The sequence below is a fragment of the Streptosporangium sp. NPDC048886 genome (assembly GCF_055586905.1).
Genome location: NZ_JBVJHH010000024.1, coordinates 74811 through 92361, shown reverse-complemented (window position 1 = coordinate 92361; position 17551 = coordinate 74811). Strand labels below are relative to the sequence as shown.

At 71.1% G+C, this 17551-nt stretch carries 17 protein-coding genes and 1 tRNA gene; 11 read left to right on the top strand and 7 right to left on the bottom strand.

Annotated elements, in window-relative coordinates; all coding sequences use genetic code 11:
• Positions 1–68 precede the first annotated feature (68 nt).
• The 5 genes from def to ACZ6R6_RS28325 all read left to right on the top strand — a co-directional run bounded on the left by def (position 69) and on the right by ACZ6R6_RS28325 (position 2901).
• Entirely contained in the window at positions 69–596 is a 528-nt protein-coding gene (def, locus tag ACZ6R6_RS28345; protein ID WP_470098297.1) for a peptide deformylase, read from the top strand.
• Positions 597–766: 170 nt separating this feature from the next.
• Positions 767–839 (top strand) — tRNA-Leu (locus ACZ6R6_RS28340).
• A gap of 312 nt (positions 840–1151) precedes the next feature.
• Positions 1152–1937, top strand: a complete 786-nt coding sequence (locus ACZ6R6_RS28335; protein WP_470098295.1) for a Bax inhibitor-1/YccA family protein — start codon at positions 1152–1154, stop codon at positions 1935–1937.
• A 212-nt stretch (positions 1938–2149) separates the two neighbouring features.
• Positions 2150–2377, top strand: coding sequence for a DUF4287 domain-containing protein (locus ACZ6R6_RS28330; RefSeq protein WP_470098400.1), 228 nt, complete (start codon positions 2150–2152; stop codon positions 2375–2377).
• 113 nt (positions 2378–2490) lie between these two features.
• Entirely contained in the window at positions 2491–2901 is a 411-nt protein-coding gene (locus ACZ6R6_RS28325) for a PPOX class F420-dependent oxidoreductase (protein WP_470098293.1), read from the top strand.
• Here the strand turns inward: ACZ6R6_RS28325 and ACZ6R6_RS28320 are convergent, their stop codons facing one another.
• The 3 genes from ACZ6R6_RS28320 to ACZ6R6_RS28310 form a co-directional block, all read right to left on the bottom strand.
• The gene (locus ACZ6R6_RS28320) at positions 2902–4122 is read right to left on the bottom strand and encodes an acetyl-CoA C-acetyltransferase (protein WP_470098291.1); all 1221 of its coding nucleotides are present in this window, start codon (positions 4120–4122) and stop codon (positions 2902–2904) included. It lies immediately after the preceding gene.
• A gap of 210 nt (positions 4123–4332) precedes the next feature.
• Entirely contained in the window at positions 4333–5682 is a 1350-nt protein-coding gene (locus tag ACZ6R6_RS28315) for an outer membrane protein assembly factor BamB family protein (RefSeq protein WP_470098289.1), read from the bottom strand.
• 53 nt (positions 5683–5735) lie between these two features.
• Positions 5736–6710 carry an SGNH/GDSL hydrolase family protein gene (locus ACZ6R6_RS28310; protein WP_470098287.1) on the bottom strand — a complete coding sequence of 325 codons (975 nt, stop codon included), beginning with the start codon at positions 6708–6710 and terminating at the stop codon, positions 5736–5738.
• 133 nt (positions 6711–6843) lie between these two features.
• Between ACZ6R6_RS28310 and ACZ6R6_RS28305 the strand changes: the two genes are divergently transcribed.
• Entirely contained in the window at positions 6844–8214 is a 1371-nt protein-coding gene (locus ACZ6R6_RS28305) for a cystathionine beta-synthase (RefSeq protein ID WP_470098285.1), read from the top strand.
• Here the strand turns inward: ACZ6R6_RS28305 and ACZ6R6_RS28300 are convergent, their stop codons facing one another.
• Positions 8215–9438, bottom strand: coding sequence for a sensor histidine kinase (locus ACZ6R6_RS28300; RefSeq protein WP_470098283.1), 1224 nt, complete (start codon positions 9436–9438; stop codon positions 8215–8217).
• A gap of 137 nt (positions 9439–9575) precedes the next feature.
• On the opposite strand from ACZ6R6_RS28300, the gene ACZ6R6_RS28295 reads away from it, so the two are divergent.
• Positions 9576–9788, top strand: coding sequence for a hypothetical protein (locus ACZ6R6_RS28295; protein WP_470098281.1), 213 nt, complete (start codon positions 9576–9578; stop codon positions 9786–9788).
• 154 nt (positions 9789–9942) lie between these two features.
• Positions 9943–11082 carry a cystathionine gamma-synthase gene (locus tag ACZ6R6_RS28290; protein ID WP_306863783.1) on the top strand — a complete coding sequence of 380 codons (1140 nt, stop codon included), beginning with the start codon at positions 9943–9945 and terminating at the stop codon, positions 11080–11082.
• Between the two features lie 169 nt (positions 11083–11251).
• Here the strand turns inward: ACZ6R6_RS28290 and ACZ6R6_RS28285 are convergent, their stop codons facing one another.
• Positions 11252–11677 (bottom strand): hypothetical protein, encoded by a 426-nt coding sequence (locus tag ACZ6R6_RS28285; protein WP_470098279.1) that lies wholly within the window; start codon positions 11675–11677, stop codon positions 11252–11254.
• A gap of 478 nt (positions 11678–12155) precedes the next feature.
• On the opposite strand from ACZ6R6_RS28285, the gene ACZ6R6_RS28280 reads away from it, so the two are divergent.
• Positions 12156–12578 (top strand): DUF6292 family protein, encoded by a 423-nt coding sequence (locus ACZ6R6_RS28280; RefSeq protein ID WP_470098277.1) that lies wholly within the window; start codon positions 12156–12158, stop codon positions 12576–12578.
• A 125-nt stretch (positions 12579–12703) separates the two neighbouring features.
• Here the strand turns inward: ACZ6R6_RS28280 and ACZ6R6_RS28275 are convergent, their stop codons facing one another.
• Both ACZ6R6_RS28275 and ACZ6R6_RS28270 read right to left on the bottom strand, forming a co-directional pair.
• Positions 12704–14650 carry a vWA domain-containing protein gene (locus ACZ6R6_RS28275; protein WP_470098275.1) on the bottom strand — a complete coding sequence of 649 codons (1947 nt, stop codon included), beginning with the start codon at positions 14648–14650 and terminating at the stop codon, positions 12704–12706.
• 9 nt (positions 14651–14659) lie between these two features.
• The gene (locus tag ACZ6R6_RS28270) at positions 14660–16057 is read right to left on the bottom strand and encodes a sigma 54-interacting transcriptional regulator (RefSeq protein ID WP_470098273.1); all 1398 of its coding nucleotides are present in this window, start codon (positions 16055–16057) and stop codon (positions 14660–14662) included.
• 155 nt (positions 16058–16212) lie between these two features.
• On the opposite strand from ACZ6R6_RS28270, the gene ACZ6R6_RS28265 reads away from it, so the two are divergent.
• Positions 16213–17409: an FIST signal transduction protein gene (locus ACZ6R6_RS28265; RefSeq protein WP_470098271.1), complete on the top strand. Its 1197-nt coding sequence runs from the start codon at positions 16213–16215 to the stop codon at positions 17407–17409.
• A complete protein-coding gene (locus tag ACZ6R6_RS28260) occupies positions 17410–17544 on the top strand; it encodes a hypothetical protein (RefSeq protein WP_470098269.1) in 135 nt (44 codons plus the stop codon).
• Positions 17545–17551 lie beyond the last annotated feature (7 nt).

Sequence of the window (17551 nt, the reverse complement as noted above, 5' to 3'; positions counted from 1 at the left end):
GGCGGTGCCGCCGGTGTCGTGCGACGGGCCGGGGACCGCGGCGGCGTGCGGCGGGGCGGCGCAGGGGCATGACCGGCACCGCCCGGGAGCTGATCACCGCCCCGCACCCCGTGCTGACCGCCCAGGCGCTCCCCGTCGACCCCGCCGACCCCCTGGTCGTCTCCGCGGCGGCCGATCTCCTGGCCACCATGCGCCGGGTGCGGCACTGCACGGGCCTGGCCGCTCCCCAGATAGGGCTGGGCTGGCGGCTGCTCTCCGTCGACGTCTCCCTCCACCCCGGAGCCCGCTCCTGCGCGGGGGAGCTGGTCATGGCCAACCCCCGCCTGGTGGCCGCCTCCCGATGGGAGCCCACTCGAGAGGGGTGTCTGTCCGTGCCCGGCCTGGCCGGGGACGTCCTGCGGGCCACCCGCATCACCGTCCGGGGCGAACGCCCCGGCAGCGGCGCTCCCGTCACCGTCGACGCCGACGCCTTCGAGGCCCGCTGCATCCAGCACCAGCTCGACCATCTCGATGGTGTGCTGTTCCTCGACCGCCTCGTCCATTCATGGGCGATCCACCGTACGGGACCGATGGTGGAGCAGGCCAGAAGTGGATGACATGTGCGTTCTGCGGTTATTAAGGTTTTTTCGGCTTAAAACGGTATTCCATCCGCCCACTCCGCCGTCACCTCCGCGGCCTGAGAGGGCAGGCCGCGGACATGATCCGTGTGACGCCTGATACGAAGTTGTGCTCCTCGGATGAGTGGTCCGTTACGTATGATTACGGCGTCCCCGTAGCCCAACGGCAGAGGCAAACCCCTTAAAAGGGTTCGAGTGAGGGTTCGAGTCCCTCCGGGGGCACTGACGGTTATCAGTTGGTTCAGGCCCGTGACCGGATGGGGTCGCGGGCCTGTCCGTGCATCGATCTTCCGGGGCCGCTCAGGCGGCCGCCCGCCGGAGGGGTCGACCACCCCTGGAGGCCGGGGCCGACCCGGCGGACGGGCGGCGATTGCGGTGCGAGAGGTGGGAACCCGGCGGACAGGCCGTTCGTTGGATCATTCGGCGGTAGCCGTACGGTCACATGGACCAGGCAGACATGGATATCAACACGATACGGCCGTGTGACAACCGATCTAATACGCTGATCGCGTAGGTCGCAGCGTGGAGGCAGCGATGGAGAGTAAGAACCCCGTATTCAGTCGGCAGTCCAAGGGGTACCAGCAGGCATGGGGATCGCCGACCCCCACCCCTGACCAGCTTCAGGGCATGTACGACAGGCCGGCGTACGCACCCCCCGCACAGCGGACCATGACGATCGACGACGTGGTGGTGCGCGGCTTCATCACCCTGGGCACCCTGACCGTCTCGGCCGCCGTGGCCTGGGCGCTCAACCTCGGCGTCGGCGCGATGATCGCCGGTGTGCTCGTCGGCCTGGTGCTCGGTCTGATCATCTCGTTCAAACAGAGCATGAACCCGGCGCTGATCCTCGGTTACGCGGTCTCCTACGGTGTCGCCGTCGGTGTGGCCAGCCACATCTACAACGACCGGTTCAGCGGCATCGTCTTCCAGGCGGTGGTCGGTACGGCTCTCGCCTTCGCCGCCACGCTCGTCGTGTATTCGCTGCGCATCATCCGCGTCACGCCGAAGTTCACCAAGTTCGTCGTGGCGGCGGGCCTGGGCCTGATGGGGCTCATGCTCGTCAACTGGGTCGCGACCTTCTTCATCGCGGACGGCATCGGCATCCGCTCCGGTGGCGCCCTGGCCTACGTGTTCAGCATCGCCGCGATCCTCGTCGGGTGCTTCTTCCTGCTGCTCGACTTCGACTCGGTCGAGCAGGGCGTGCGCGCCGGCGCCCCGGAGAAATACTCCTGGCTGATGGCCTTCGGCCTGACGGTCACCCTGGTCTGGATCTACCTGGAGATCCTCCGTCTGCTGAGCTACTTCTCCAGCAGCGACTGAGCGTGGACGAGAGCCCCCGCCGGAGTGTCTCCGGCGGGGGTTTCTCCTTGCTCAGGAGGCGGGGGTTTCTTCTTGCTCAGGATGGGAACGCCGGTGAACGAGAAGCCACCAATGAGCGACGAATCATCACCGATGACCAGCTAGTGAGGGCTTGCTATCTGCGGACTCGTGATGCACTGTCGAGCAAAGGAGCCCTATCCGTGGAGGTGCCCATGTCGTTGAACCACTCAATGGAGACGCAGAGCAAGCTGATCGCAAGGGTCCCGGACATCACGGGACGCGCACTCCCAGAGTGGTTCCAGGCTATCGACAACGGCCCGTCTTTCCTGCGCTGCGATGAGCGTGCCAACTGGCTCGCCGACGAGCACGGGCTGACCCATGGCTACGCCGCCGCCATCGTGCACGAGCACGAGCGCTACCGCCGCAGCCGTCACCTGTAAGCCGCCTACCTTCTGAAGGGCCCGCGCCCCGTCCAGCGGCGCGGGTCCTCGCACGCGCGAGCACGGCCTCCACATACCTGATCTTCGCGTGGGCGAGCGTGCATGATGGTGCCATGGATCTCGACAAGGCACGTAACTTCATCCGCGACAACCATCACGCGGTCCTGCTGACCCGGCACGCCGACGGGCGGCCGCAGATGTCCCCGGTCACCGTCGGGCTCGACGCCGAGGGACACGTGATCGTCAGCACCAGGGAGACCGCGGCGAAGGTCCGTAACCTCCGCAGAGACCCTCAGGTGGCGCTCTGCGTGACGACCGACGCCTTCTACGGCGAGTGGATCCAGATCGAGGGCACCGCGGAGATCGTCTCGCTGCCTGAGGCGATGGAACCCCTGGTCAGTTACTACCGTGACATCTCCGGCGAGCACCCCGACTGGGACGACTACCGCAGGGCCATGGAGCGGGACAGGCGGGTGATCCTGAGGATCGAGATCACCCGCGCCGGTCCCGACGTCCACGGGTGACTAGCTGAGGCGCTCCAGGACCATCGCCATGCCCTGGCCGCCGCCCACGCACATGGTCTCCAGGCCGATCGACCTGTCGTGGAACCGGAGGCTGTTGATCAACGTGGAGGTGATCCGGGCACCGGTCATGCCGAACGGGTGGCCCACCGCGATGGCGCCGCCGTTGACGTTGAGCCGGTCGAGGTCGATGCCGAGGTCCTGGTAGGACGGGATGACCTGGGCGGCGAAAGCCTCGTTGATCTCGACGAGGTCCACGTCGCCGATGGACATGCCCGCCCGGGCCAGGGCCTGCCTGGAGGCCTCGACCGGGCCCAGACCCATGATCTCGGGCGACAGGCCGGTCACGCCGGTGGAGACGATCCGGGCGAGCGGGGTGATGCCGAGTTCGGCGGCCCTGGTGTCGCTCATCACGATCACCGCGGCGGCACCGTCGTTCAGCGCGCAGCAGTTGCCGGCGGTGACCGTCCCGTCCGGGCGGAAGACCGGCTTGAGCTGCGAGACCGCCTCGTAGGTGGTGCCCGCGCGAGGGCCGTCGTCCTTGCTGACCACGGTCCCGTCGGGCAGGGTGACCGGGGTGATGTCGCTCTCCCAGAAGCCGTTGGCGATGGCCTTCTCGGCCAGGTTCTGGGACCGGACGCCGAACTCGTCCTGCTCCTGGCGGGAGACGCCCTTGAGCCCGGCCAGGTTCTCCGCGGTCTGGCCCATCGCGATGTAGACGTCGGGCACCGCGCCGTCCTCGCGCGGGTCGTGCCAGACACCGCCGCCGCCCTCGGCGGCCCTGGCCGAACGGGCGCGGGCCTCGTCGAACAGCGTGTTCTGCGTGTCGGGCAGCGAGTCGGAGTTGCCCGTGGCGAAGCGGGAGACGCACTCCACACCCGCCGAGACGAACACGTCGCCCTCGCCCGCCCTGATCGCGTGCAGGGCCATCCTGGTGGTCTGCAGCGAGGACGAGCAGTAGCGGGTGATGGTGGTGCCGGGCACGGTGTCCAGCCCGAGCAGGGTGGAGACCACGCGGGCCATGTTGAATCCCTGCTCCCCGCCCGGCAGACCGCAGCCCAGCATCAGGTCGTCGATGGTGGCCGGGTCGAGCTGCGGGACCTTGGCCAGCGCGGCCTTGATCATCTGCACGGTCAGATCGTCGGGGCGGATGTCCTTGAGGGACCCCTTGAAGGCGCGTCCGATCGGCGAGCGCGCGGTTGCGACGATGACTGCCTCGGGCATATGGCTCTCCTGGGTTCGTTGGTCGCTCCTCATGCGGAGGTTACCGCGCGGTAGCTCGGATGCCACGCCCCGGGGCGGGATGAAACAGAACTTTGTACGGCGCGCACAGGGGGCCCGCCCGGAGCGGGGCCCCCGTCACGGGGAGCGCCGCCTCCGCCCGGCCGCTCGGCCGCCCGGTCCGGAGTGCGCCGGCCGTGCCCGCTCCGCGCGTCAGCCGTACATGCCCGGCGCGGTGCCGGTGCCGTCCTTGATCCCGTGCAGGCCGCCCCGCTCGTCACGCCACGTCCGCCAGCCGTCCTGGCTGCCGGTGAACCAGGCCGGTGGGGCGCCGGAGCCCGAGACCTTCCTGCCGTCGGCCAGCTCGAACTCGCACAGCGAGGCGACCGAGTAGAAGCCCGGGTTCTGGCCCTTGAGCGCGAGAGGCTTGGGGTCGGTGACGCAGAAGGACCAGCCCCGCGCGTCCTTGATCTCGGCGTTCTGGCCGGTGGCCAGGTCGAAGGCGCTGCCCGGCCTGTCGTGCTTGAGGAAGCCGAGCTTGTCCATCCGGGCGGGGAAGGCCAGCCACCAGCCCGAGTCGGGGACCTGGGTGGCGGGGATCTGGCCGAGGACCCGGCCGCTCTCGGCGTCGAGCCGGGCGAAGCCGCCGTACTGGCCCTGCTGGTCGACCGGGCGGACCACCGGTGCGTAGCCGGGGCTGCCGCTGGGGTAGACGCGCACCACCGAGGGGCGGATCCAGTTGACCGTGCCGTCGGCGAGCTTGACGGAGAACAGACCGAAGGCGGAGACCTTCTCCGTCTCCGGGTGGGTGTAGGGGGCGACGTAGCCGATGAGGTTGTCGGCCGTCGCGCCGAACGACCAGCCGCCCGACATGTCGACCCCGGTGCCGAGGGGCTGCTCGACGGGGAGCCGCCAGCCGGCCTTCCCGGTCTTCAGGTCGTAGGCCTCCAGGACGGGGTGCTGGGCCAGGCGCAGGAGGACCACGCGGGAGGCGTCGGACCACTCGACCTCGGCGATGCCGGGGAGCTTCCACCTCAGCCCGCCGGTGGCGGGGTCGAGCACGACGACCCGGGCCGTGGCGAGGGCGGTCTGCTCCGACAGGCACACGAAGGCCCCGCACCGCTGCGGCCCGAAGGTGGAGTGCACCGGGCGGGTCCACTTCTGCGCGCCGGTCCTCGCGTCACGGGCGACGAGCGTGGCGTTCCAGCGGCCCCGCCTGGCGGGGTCGATCGCCACCGCGACGGCCTGGCCCGGCCCGGTCTCGACGATCGCCGGCGCCGGGATCCCCATCCCGGGCAGACGGCCCGCCATGGTCGCGGGATGGGCCCACAGCTTCTTGCCCGAGGCGAGGTCGACGGCCACCGTCTCCAGGGTGCCGTCGGGCCTCATGGAGGTCGTCATGGCGACCCCGCCGGCGGCGGTGGTGCGGCTGACCGCGTTCACCTCGGTGTTGTGCCAGGTGGGATGGGCCGGTGTGGCCGCTTCACTGCCGGAGCAGCCGGCCAGGGCCAGGGCTCCGGCGAGCACCAGGGCCGGTTTCGCGTGAGGCCAGATGACGGGCATTCCACTCCAAGGTCGGCGAGAGGTCACGACTTCGCCGCGGAGGGTAACCGGGTTCAGGCGTCGTGAGGCGGCGCCCCTGGCCTCCGGCGGAACATCGTCACCCACCGTCCGTGGGGTCCGGTTGCCCGGCCGGCGACGCGGGTCGCGGAGACCTCGGTGCCGGGTTCCTCCGCGGCCATAGCCGCCGCGAGGTAGATCGACTCACTGCGCCGGACCCGTGGTTCGGGCCACAGTCCCAACGCACTGCCTACAGAAGGTAGCACCGCGTAAGCAACCTGTAGATAACCTTGGGCAGATGGATGGAAACGATCCGGTCCGAACATTTCGGCTGGGTTTGCATCGAATTCCGCCCCCAGCAGGTCCGCGAAGGCCACCGTCCGCCCGCCCGCCTCGACCACGGCGACCGTCTGCGCGGCGGCGAGCTGGCGGCTCCAGCGCCGGGTCACCCAGCGCAGCGGCTGCACGATCGGCCGGACCGTGCCGAGGTCGGGACAGGTGCCCACGACGACCTCGGCCCCCGCCTCGCGCAGCCGCCGCACGGCCTTCTGCAGATGCCGTACGGCCTGCGCGGGCAGCGTCTGGGTGGTGACGTCGTTGGCGCCGATGAAGATCACCGCTATCTCGGGGTCGGCGTCGAGCGCCTGGTCCACCTGCTCGCCCAGCTCGGCGGAGGCCGCCCCCGACTTGCCGACCACGGTCAGCCGCACCGGCCGCTCGGCGACGACGGCCAGCCCCGAGGCGATCAGCACGGCCGGGGTCTCCGCGGGGTCGGTGGTGCCCAGGCCGACCGAGGTGGAGTCGCCGAGCATGACCATCCGGATCGGCTCGCCCGGGAAGTCGCCGTAGAGCCCGTCCGACGGCGGCCCCTCCATGCCGTGCGGGCGGCCGACGATCCGGCGGGCCACCAGCGCCTCGGCGAGCAGCACACCGTAGGTGGCCACTCCGAGCACGGTGAGCCCGCCACCGCCCACGGCCGCGGCGGCCGCTATGCGCCGGGCGGCCCGCGCCGCCCCCGGTGTCCAGGTCACGTGGTGTTGCTCCCTCGATGCGGCGCGGCGGTAGCGTTGCCTTGAAACTAGCCGAGCCCCACCCACCCCCAGGGGATCTCGGCGCCCAACACAACAAGCTGACAGAGCTTTGGTATTTCGAGGTGATCACCCGGTGCGCGTACATGATTCACTCGTGGAGCTGATGGGCAACACTCCACTCGTCCGGCTGCACAAGGTGTCGGCGGGGCTGCCGGCCCAGGTGCTGGCCAAGGTGGAGTATTTCAACCCGGGCGGCTCGGTGAAAGACCGGATCGCGGTGCGGATGATCGACGCCGCGGAGAAGTCGGGCGAGCTGCGCCCCGGGGGCACGATCGTGGAGCCCACGTCGGGCAACACGGGGGTCGGCCTGGCCATCGTCGCGCAGCAGCGGGGCTACAAGTGCCTGTTCGTGGTACCCGACAAGGTCGCCCAGGACAAGATCGCGGTCCTGCGCGCCTACGGTGCCGAGGTCGTGGTCTGCCCGACGGCGGTCTCGCCCGACCACCCGGACTCCTACTACTCCGTCTCCGACCGGCTGGCCAGGGAGACGCCGAACGCCTGGAAGCCGGACCAGTACTCCAACCAGAGCAACCCCGACAGCCACTACCACTCCACCGGCCCGGAGATCTGGGAGCAGACCGAGGGCCGGATCACCCACTTCGTGGCGGGCGTCGGCACGGGCGGCACGATCAGCGGCACCGGCCGCTACCTCAAGGAGGTCTCCGGCGGCCGAGTGAAGATCATCGGCGCCGACCCGGAGGGATCGGTCTACTCCGGCGGCACCGGACGGCCCTACCTGGTGGAAGGGGTCGGCGAGGACATCTGGCCGACGACCTATGACACCACGATCTGCGACGAGATCATCGCCGTCTCCGACAAGGACTCCTTCGGCATGACCCGCCGCCTGGCCCGCGAGGAGGCGCTGCTGGTGGGCGGGTCCTGCGGCATGGCGGTGGTCGCGGGGCTGCGCGTGGCCAGGCAGGCCGGGCCGGACGACGTGGTCGTGGTGCTGCTGCCCGACGGCGGCCGGGGCTACCTGTCGAAGATCTTCAACGACGACTGGATGGCCGACTACGGCTTCCTGACCACCTCCAGCGACGAGGGCCTGGTCAAGGACGTGCTGACCCGCAAGGGCTCGGGCATGCCGGAGTTCGTGCACACCCACCCGCACGAGTCGGTGGACACGGCCATCTCCATCATGCGGGAGTACGGCGTGTCGCAGCTCCCGGTGATGAAGGAGGAGCCGCCGGTCATGGCCGCCGAGGTGGTCGGCTCGATCCTGGAGCGCGACCTGCTCGACGCCCTCTACCGCGGCCGGGTGCGGCCGAACGACCCGCTGGCCGGTCACATGTCCCAGCCGCTGCCGATGATCGGCGCGGGCGAGCCGGTCTCCATGGCGGTCGAGGCGCTGGAGAAGGCCGACGCCGCGGTCGTCCTCGACGACGGCAAGCCCGTCGGGCTGCTCACCCGGCAGGACCTGCTGGCCTTCCTCGCCAACCACTAGTCAGACGGGAAACTCCGCCAGCACCTCCCAGGCTCCCTCGGGGGTGGGGCCGGCGACCAGGCGGCCGCCGAGCGCCTCGACGCGCTCGGCCATGCCCACCAGGCCGAACCCGCCGCCCAGCCGGGAGACCCTGGTGTCGGAGGCCGAGCCGTAGTTGCGCACGCGCAGTCGCACCGTGCCCGTCGCGCGGCCCGGCCGGATCCGCGGATCCGGCCTGCCGTTCGGGGAGCGCCGGCCAGGTCCGGCCGGCCCGTCGGAGGCGGCGACCAGCCGCAGGTCCGCCTCCACCCAGCCGGTGCCCGGGGCGTGCCGCCGGACGTTGGTGAGCGACTCCTGCAGGACCCGGTGGAGGGTGGTCATCACCTCCGGGGCCAGGGTCTCGTCGTCGATGCCCTGGCCGATGTCGAAGGCGACCCGGGGGCCGCCGGCGGAGAAGCGCTCCACCATCGTGCGCATGTCGACGAGCCTGCTGCCGGGGGAGCGGGCGGCCTCGTCCTCCGCCCGCAGCACGCTCACCAGGCGGCGCATCGAGGTGAGCGCGTCGGCGCCGGCGTTGGCGATCGCCTCCAGCGAGGGGACCACGGCCTCCGGCTTCTGCTCGGCGACGACTTTGGCCGCCTGTGCCTGGACGACGATCCCGGTGATGTGGTGGGCGACCAGGTCGTGCAGCTCCCTGGCGAGCTCCAGGCGTTCGGCCCGCCGTACGGAGTCCACCGCCTCCCTGCGCCGCTCCAGCTGGAAGCGGAGGTAGGCGCCGACCGCGGCGGCGACGGACCAGCCGACGAAGATGAGGAAACCGGCGGCCACGGACTCGTTGCCATGGCTCGTCCGCCCCGCCGCCGTCTCCAGCACGATCATCGAGGCGACGGAGAACAGCGCGGCCCGCTTGATCGGCTCGATCCAGCGCAGCCCGCCGATGGTCAGGATCAGCAGCGATCCCGTCTCGGCCACTCCCGGGAACCCGCGGCCGCCGGTGGCCCCGATGACCAGGGTGCAGGTGAGCGACAGCACCAGGACGGCGACGAACCCGCCGACCCGCCTTGTGCGGCGCCACAGCACGGCCAGGATGCCGGCGAGGCCGCACAGCGGGCTCAGCCACATCGCCCAGCCGCCGTCCGACACCGCCGCCGCGAGGTCGATCATGAGCAGCAGCGAGAGCCACCCGATGAGCGCGAACTCGCTGAGCCGCTGGATCCAGTAAACGACGCGATGTGTTTCACCCACGGCCCCCGAGCCTAAGCCTCCCGGCTGAATGACATATCAACCGTTCGGCCGACCTGCCCGCCCCCGGACCGGCCCTTCAGCGGAGGCGGGGCGGGGGGCCCGCAACCGATGCTTGAAGTGTCGAAGGGGAGAGGGAAATGACCGTCATCGGGATCATGTTGCTGGCCGCCGGACTCGTGGTCGTGGTGTCACTGGCACTCGCGGACCCCGTCCTGCTGTCGCGCATCAACGGGGAGCCCGCCGAGGGCGCCAGCGGCCGCCACATCCATGCCCCGCAGGCGGACGCCGGCGGAGAGGTCGTGCGGCTGCGGCCGCGCCCGGTGGACAACCGCGAGCCCCAGGCGGCCTGACCGGCGGACCGCCGCCCGGCCCGGCCGTACGGCGGGCCGTCCGGCCGGAGCGGTGAATCGCGAGTCCCGGGCGGCCCGATCGGCGGCCGCCCGGCCCTGTGGCCCCCTCATGCTGCCGCATGGCGCCTGCGATTTTACGAGTAGCGTTGGCGGTATGAGTGAAGGATTCGAGACGCTTGCCATCCACGCAGGTCAGGAGGCCGAGCCCCACACGGGGGCGGTCGTCCCGCCGATCTACGCCGTGTCGACGTACAAGCAGGACGGTGTGGGCGGCCTGCGCGCCGGGTACGAATACAGCCGGTCGGCCAACCCGACCAGGACCGCCCTTGAGGAGGCCATGGCCGCCGTCGAGGGCGGCACCAGGGGCCTGGCCTTCGCCTCCGGGCTGGCGGCCGAGGACGCCGTGCTCCGCACGGTCTGCAAGCCGGATGACCACGTCATCATCCCGAACGACGCCTACGGCGGCACCTACCGGCTGTTCTCCAAGGTGCACGCGCGCTGGGGCCTGCGCTACGACCCGGCGCCGCTCGGCGACCTGAGCGCGGTCGCGGCCGCCATGACCCAGAAGACCAAGATCGTATGGGTGGAGACGCCCACCAACCCGCTGCTCGGCATCGCCGACATCGCGGCCCTGGCCGAGCTCGCGCACGACAACGGCGCGCTGCTGGTGGTCGACAACACCTTCGCCTCGCCCTACCTTCAGCAGCCGCTGTCGCTGGGCGCGGACATCGTGGTGCACTCCACCACCAAATATGTGGGTGGCCACTCCGACGTGGTCGGCGGCGCGCTCGTCACGGCCGACGCCGAGCTGGGCGCCGAGCTCGCCTTCCACCAGAACGCGATGGGCGCGGTGGCCGGGCCCTTCGACGCGTGGCTGACGCTGCGCGGTCTCAAGACGCTCGGGGTGCGGATGGACCGCCACTCCGACAACGCCGAGCGGGTGGTCGACCTCCTGCTGGCCCACCCGCGGGTGACCTCGGTGCTCTACCCGGGGCTGCCCGATCACCCCGGTCACGAGGTCGCGGCCAAGCAGATGAAGCGTTTCGGCGGCATGGTCTCCTTCCGGGTCGCCGGAGGAGAGGCCGAGGCGGTCGAGGTGTGCAACCGGGCCAAGCTTTTCACCCTGGGCGAGTCGCTCGGCGGCGTCGAGTCGCTGATCGAGCACCCCGGCCGGATGACCCACGCCTCCGCGGCGGGCTCGCCGCTGGAGGTCCCCGGTGACCTGGTCCGCCTGTCGGTCGGCATCGAGTCGATCGACGACCTGCTCGCCGACCTGAGCCAGGCGCTGGGCTAGCCGTACCCGGCTCTCAGGCCAGTACGGCTCAGGCCAGTACGGCTCAGGCCAGTACGGCTCAGGCCAGTACGGCCGGCGGGCCGGAAGACGCCGGGCTGGACGGCGCCGGGCCGGGGCGGCGGGTACGGGCCGCCCCGGCGCGGGGCCGGGCCGGTCTGGGGCGCCCCGATCAGTACGGGTCGCCCCAGACCATCAGCGCCAGGATGACCAGCCAGATCAGCGCCACCACGCCGGAGAACGCGGCGATCCGGCCGGTCTGCATCTTCGCGTCGTCGCCCGGGTTCTCCTCGCTGAGGACCCGGATGGCGCTGAGCTGGTCCCGGTCCACGAGGACCAGGAGCACCGCGGCGACGATGAAGAGCGTCATGGAGACCGACAAGTAGGGCTTGCCCAGGAACTCGCGGCCCAGCAGCAGGCCGAACACGAACACGCCGACGGCCGCGATGGCGTAGACGCGCGTGGTCTTGTGCAGGTAGCGCAGGACGTTGACGTCCTTGGCGCGGATGAACCTGGGCGTGGACATGGTGGCGGCGGTGACCGGCCCCAGAGCGAAGATCGCGAAACCGATGTGCAGCCAGAGCAGCAGGTCTGTCATGCGCCAGACATTAGCCCTCGATGATCTCGCATGGGTATGGCGCGCGGGAGTTCTCCGGATGTCGCCGGTCCCGGGGCGGGGCCGGGGTCACTCCGTCCTGAAGGCGTCGCGCCTGTCGCGGGTGCGGGAGAGCGCGCACAGCTCGTAGCAGACGCAGGCGATGAGCATCAGCGCCACGAGAATCGCCGTGACCATCGGACAGCCTCACTTCCGTTCCCTGATGGCGAGCGCCATCGATGAGTAGAGACCGATCGGATGGAGAAGTGGTTGTCACGGAGAGGTCACATTTTCGGATGGTCCCGTTCCAGCCGTCGCGCGACGGTAGATCTTCGCATTTCGGCCCTGAGCATCCCGGCGGAGTGAGTAGGATCACTGGCGAGCCTGTTCCTGTGTGATGAGGTCGTCGGCGGTGAGGTCGCGGCCGTGCCGGGCGGGCGCCGGAACGGACCGTGCACGACGGCACAAGGGAGTGCCCACTGTGGGTGTGAAACATGTCGAGCCCTACACCGACGAGTGGCTGAGGCAGCCGGCTCTCTACGTGAGCCGCGTCGTCGAGGCGCTGGGCGCCGAGGCCGTCGACTGGTGGGAGGGTCCCTGCGACCCGCGCACCGTCACGATCCTCCTGGCCGGCGGCGAGGCACTGGTGTGGGACGAGGAGAGCGGCTGGCGCCGCGGCCGTTACGTGTCCGGCGACCGCGAGACCTGCACGGTGCTCGCCGAGGGCCGCTATCTCGGCGGCGGCCTGCTGCTCCGCCCGGAGCGGGTCCCCTCCGCCGTCGCCGACGCCCGGGCGGGCGTGGGCAACAGCACGGCCTGGCGGCCCTGCTACCGCTCCTACCGCCACTACCGCGACGGCTTCGACCTCGCGCTCAACGGCTACCTCGCCTACGCCGACGCGTGAGACGGGCCTGCACCGACGCGTGAGACGGGCCGCGGCGGCGTGTGAGACGGGTCCGCGGCGCGTCCCCGCCGGGGAGACCCGCAGCGCCCTCTCCCGCTCCTGAGCCGCGGCCGCCCCGCCCGTGGTCAGCGTGTACGGCGGGTCCGCAGGAAGTCGCTGACGACGTATTCGCCCAGGCGGTCGGCGCCGGAGGAGAACACCCGGCCGCCGTTGCGCCGGGCGACCTCGTTGACGAACTCCTTCAGCCGCTCGTCCTCGGCGAGCATGAACACGTTGAGCGTCGCCCTGCGCCGGGTCATCTTGTCGACCTCGGCGAGCGTCAGCTCCAGCGTCTCCTGGGTGGGGGGCCACTCGAAGGCCGCCGAGCCGTTGCGCCGCAGGTGGGCGGTGGGCTCGCCGTCGGTGACCACGAGCACCACCGGCTCGAAGTCGGGGTGGCGGTCGAGGTGGCGGCCCGCGATCAGCAGGGCGTGGTGCAGGTTCGTGCCCTGGACCATGTCCCACTCCAGCCCGGCGAGCTCGTCGGGCTGCAGGACGCGGGCGTAGTTGGAGAAGCCGATGATCTGCACCGAGTCTTGCGGGAACTTCGAGCTGACCAGTGCCTGCAGGGCCATCGCGGTCTGCTTGGCCGCCGCCCAGGTGCCGCGCAGGGCCATCGAGTAGGACAGGTCCACCAGCAGGCACACCGCCGCGGCCGTGCGCCTCTCGGTCTCGGCAACCTCGAAGTCGTCGACGGACAGGGTGACCGTGCCGCCGCCCCCGCCGCGCCGTACGCCGTTGACCACCGTGCGCACCACGTCGATGGGCTGCTCGTCGCCGAACCGCCAGGGCCGGGAGGAGCCGGTGAGCTCCCCGGCGGCGCCGGCGTCCACCTGGTCGTGGTCGCCGCGGCGGCCGGAGTCGAGCGAGGCGAAGACGCGGCGCAGGGCGGTCTCGCCGAGACGGCGGACCGCCTTGGGGGTGAGCTCCAGTTTCCCGCGCTGGCGGCGCAGGTAGCCCTGCTGCTCGAGCTCCCGCTCGATCTGCCGGAGCGCCTCCAGGTCGTCGACGGCCGAACGGCCCAGCGCGCGGCGGATCGCCGCCTCGTCGATGTCGTCCAGCCGGGCACCGGGGTAGTCCTGGCGGAGCGCGGCCTCCAGCTGGGTCAGGTCGGCGAGCTCGTCCAGCGCGGTCACCGCGTCGCCCATCCCCATCGGGTCGTCGCCGGTCAGCCGCTCCGGGGTGTTCCAGGCGAGGTCGGGGCGGCGGGAGTAGAGGGACTCGCCCAGGCGGCGCATCTGCTCGCCCATCCCGGCCTGCTCCAGCGTCTGGTTGATCAGCGCGTTGAGCTCCTCGCGCTGGCGGGGGGTGAGCGAGGCCAGCAGGCGCTGGGTGGCGGCGGCCCGGCGCGCGAGGATGTCGACCAGCTCCTCCAGGTTCCGTGGAGACTCCGGGAACATGTCCCCGTAGTCCGACATGAACTCCTCGAAGTCGTCCTGCGTGTGCTCGCCCCGCGCGTCCCGGTCGAGCATGTCGTTCAGCGCGGACATCATCTGCCGGACCCGCTCCATCGCGGCGGGGTCGGGGTTGGCCAGCGCCTCCCGCATGCCGCGGAACTGGCTGTCGAGCACCTCCCTGCGCAGCAGGTCGCGCAGCTCCTCGAAGGTCTGCCGGGCGGCGGCCGAGCGCCATTCGTAGCCGCTCAGCTCCTGGATGGCGCTGGCGGTGTCGTCCGGGAGGCCGTCGAGCTCCGACTCGCGCAGCCGGGCCTCGTCCGACGGGTCGGGGAACAGCTCGCTCCGCTCCTGGCCGATCGCCTTGTCCAGCAGCGCCCTGGCCCGTTCGAGGGTGCCGTCGAGCCGGCCGCGCTCGCGCAGCTCGCGGCGGCGCCGCCGTACCTCGCGGAGCAGGTCGTCGAGCCCGCGCCGGTCCTGCGCGCCCGGCAGGCCCTGCTTGAGCAGGTCCCGCAGGGCGTGTCCGGGATTGGAGCCGGCCAGGACGGCGTCGCCCATCTGGTCGAGCGCCGAACGGACGTCGTACGGCGGGGCGAGCGGGTCGGGCCCGTCCCGGTATTCGCCATAGCGATAGCTCATGCTGACACCTCAGGTGCGGTAGACCGCCGTGCCGTCCACTTCGTCCTTGGACAGGCGGCGCAGGAGGTAGAGGCCCTCCAGGGCGAACTCCAGCGCGGCCGCGGCGTGCCCGGGGGACTCGTCGCCGATGCCGAGCCTCGACATGATCTTGGCCAGGCCGGGCACCGGGCCGATCCTGCGCAGCAGCTCGGCGGCGGGAACCATGGGCCCGGACTCGACCTGGACGCCCTCGGCGAACCTCTCCAGCAGCGCGGTCAGGTCCGCGCCCCCGAGCGTGCCCCGGAACGTCTCGGCCACGGCCCGGCGGAGCAGGTGGGCGAGGACCTCGGTCTCCCGGCCCTCCTCGCTGACCTCGAACTCCACCTTGCCGCGGAGCGTGTGGACGATGCCCGGCAGGTCCGCCACACGGGTGACCGCGTGCTCCTCGCCGGTCAGGGCCGCCCGCCGCACGGCGGAGGCCGCGGCGGTCTCGGCCGCGGCGATGGAGAAGCGGGCCGACACCCCGGAACGCGCGTCCACCGCGGTGGACTCGCGCACCAGCCGGGTGAACCGGGCGATCACCTCGACGAGGTGGTCGGGAAGGTCGGCGCCCACCTGGCCGAGGGCCGCCTCCTGACGGATGAGGGTGAGCTCGGCCTCGATCGACAGCGGATAGTGGGTGCGGATCTCGGCGCCGAAGCGGTCCTTCAGCGGGGTGATGATCCGGCCGCGGTTGGTGTAGTCCTCCGGGTTGGCGCTGGCGATCAGCAGGATGTCGAGCGGGAGCCGCAGGTTGTAACCCCGGACCTGGATGTCGCGCTCCTCCAGCACGTTGAGCAGCGACACCTGGATCCGCTCGGCCAGGTCGGGCAGCTCGTTGACCGAGAAGACGCCCCGGTTGCTCCGCGGGACCAGGCCGTAGTGGACGGTCTCCGGGTCGCCGAGCGTGCGCCCCTCGGCGATCTTGATCGGGTCGATGTCGCCGATCAGGTCGCCGACGGAGGTGTCGGGGGTGGCGAGCTTCTCGCCGTAGCGCTCGTCCCGGTGCTTCCAGGAGATCGGCAGGTCCTCGCCCGTCTCGTCGGCCAGCCGGCGGCAGCGGACACAGGAGGGCTCGTAGGGGTGGTCGTTGATCTCGCAGCCGTCGACGACCGGGGTCCACTCGTCGAGGAGGCCGGTGACGGTGCGGATGAGCCGGGTCTTGCCCTGGCCGCGCTCGCCCAGCAGGACCAGGTCGTGCCCGGCGAGCAGGGCTCGTTCCAGATGGGGCAGGACGGTGTCGTCGAAGCCCACGATGCCGGGGAACCGCGTCTCCCCGGCCCTGAGGCGGGCCAGGAGGTTCTCGCGGATCTCGGCCTTTACCGTACGGTGGATATGGCCGCTCGCGCGTAGCTCGCGCAGAGTACGTGGCTCTGGGATTTGAGGCACGGGATCGAGCCTACGTCCCCGACGCCGAAACCGGCACTCTTATCCCGGTTTCGGATCTTGCCATTGAGTGACGTTCGGTGCGCGTGCTTGTTCCCACAGTGGGGAGAATCGCACCAAGACAAGGCTTCGGAAAAGAAGGAGAGGCGAGACGAGTGGTGCTTTTGACAAGTCGTTTCGCCGATGGTCTCGCGGTGGGGGCCGACCTGGTCACCGCCGCCGAGACCGCGGTGCGTCAGGCCCTGGCGGGTCTGACCGCACCCCCTGACCTGGTCTGCTTCTTCATCTGCGGCGAGGATCCCGACGAGGTCTCCCGCGCGGGACTGCGCGTGATGGACATGACCCTCGACGCCTCGGTGCTCGGCTGCAGCGCCACGGGGGTGATCGGTGACGGCCAGGGAGTCGAGGTGACCCCCGCGGTGAGCGTCTGGGCCGCCACCCTGGCGGGCGCCCGGTTGACGACCTTCGCGCTGGACACGTTACGGACCGAGGACCGTTTCGTCGTGGTCGGCCTGCCGGAGCGCCACCCCGACGACCACGCGGCGATCCTGTTCACCGATCCTTACAGCTTCCCCACCGACGGGTTCGTCGAGCGCTCCAAGGAGGTGCTGGGCAACCTCCCGCTGATCGGCGGGCTGGCCAACGCCCTGCGCGGCCGGGGCGCGGTGCGGCTGTTCGCCGACGGGGAGGTCTACACCGAGGGCGCCGTCGGGGTGCTGCTCAGCGGCCCCGTCAACATCAGCACCGTGGTCAGCCAGGGGTGCCGCCCGATCGGCCCGACGATGGCCGTCACCGCCGTCGAGGACAACCTGCTCCTCGAACTCGCCGGCCAGCCGGCTCTGGCCCGGCTGGAGGAGATCGTCAGCGCGCTGGACGAGGACGAGCGGGACCTGGTCGCCTCGGGCCTGCAGATCGGTGTCGCCATGGACGAATACGCCGAGCGGCACGAGCGCGGCGACTTCCTGATCAGGGGAGTGCTCGGGATCGACCCCGAGAGGGAGGCGGTGGCCATCGGCGACGTCGTCGAGATCGGCCGCACCGTCCGCTTCCAGGTCCGCGACGCGGCCACCGCCGACGAGGACCTCTACGAGCTGCTCGACGCCCACCGCGAGGAGTTCGGCCGGGTGGACGGCGCCCTGCTGTTCTCCTGCAACGGCCGGGGCTCGGCCATGTTCGGCAGCGCCGACCACGACGCGGTCGCCCTCCGCGACACGCTCGGCCCGATCAGCGTGGCCGGGTTCTTCGCGGCCGGGGAGGTCGGCCCGGTCAGCGGGCACAACCATGTGCACGGGTTCACCGCCTCCGTCCTGGCCTTCTCCTCTCAGCCGGCCGCGGGCCGGCCATACGATCGTTAGATGTCCGGATCGGCGCCTGCCGTCGACATCGGCGGGACGAAGCTCGCCGTCGCCCTGGTGGACCTCGACGGGAACGTGCGGGCCACCCGTCCGGCGGCGACGCGCGGACCCTGTGGAAGGCGCTCGGCGAGCTGATCGACTC

What these genes read in the sequence shown, in the direction of transcription:
- def (WP_470098297.1), top strand. Translation starts at nt 69, where the DNA reads ATGACCGGCACCGCCCGGGAGCTGATCACCGCCCCGCACCCCGTGCTG.
- ACZ6R6_RS28335 (WP_470098295.1), top strand. Translation starts at nt 1,152, where the DNA reads ATGGAGAGTAAGAACCCCGTATTCAGTCGGCAGTCCAAGGGGTACCAG.
- ACZ6R6_RS28330 (WP_470098400.1), top strand. Translation starts at nt 2,150, where the DNA reads ATGTCGTTGAACCACTCAATGGAGACGCAGAGCAAGCTGATCGCAAGG.
- ACZ6R6_RS28325 (WP_470098293.1), top strand. Translation starts at nt 2,491, where the DNA reads ATGGATCTCGACAAGGCACGTAACTTCATCCGCGACAACCATCACGCG.
- ACZ6R6_RS28320 (WP_470098291.1), bottom strand. Translation starts at nt 4,122, where the DNA reads ATGCCCGAGGCAGTCATCGTCGCAACCGCGCGCTCGCCGATCGGACGC.
- ACZ6R6_RS28315 (WP_470098289.1), bottom strand. Translation starts at nt 5,682, where the DNA reads ATGCCCGTCATCTGGCCTCACGCGAAACCGGCCCTGGTGCTCGCCGGA.
- ACZ6R6_RS28295 (WP_470098281.1), top strand. Translation starts at nt 9,576, where the DNA reads ATGACCGTCATCGGGATCATGTTGCTGGCCGCCGGACTCGTGGTCGTG.
- ACZ6R6_RS28290 (WP_306863783.1), top strand. Translation starts at nt 9,943, where the DNA reads ATGAGTGAAGGATTCGAGACGCTTGCCATCCACGCAGGTCAGGAGGCC.
- ACZ6R6_RS28285 (WP_470098279.1), bottom strand. Translation starts at nt 11,677, where the DNA reads ATGACAGACCTGCTGCTCTGGCTGCACATCGGTTTCGCGATCTTCGCT.
- ACZ6R6_RS28275 (WP_470098275.1), bottom strand. Translation starts at nt 14,650, where the DNA reads ATGAGCTATCGCTATGGCGAATACCGGGACGGGCCCGACCCGCTCGCC.
- ACZ6R6_RS28260 (WP_470098269.1), top strand. Translation starts at nt 17,410, where the DNA reads ATGTCCGGATCGGCGCCTGCCGTCGACATCGGCGGGACGAAGCTCGCC.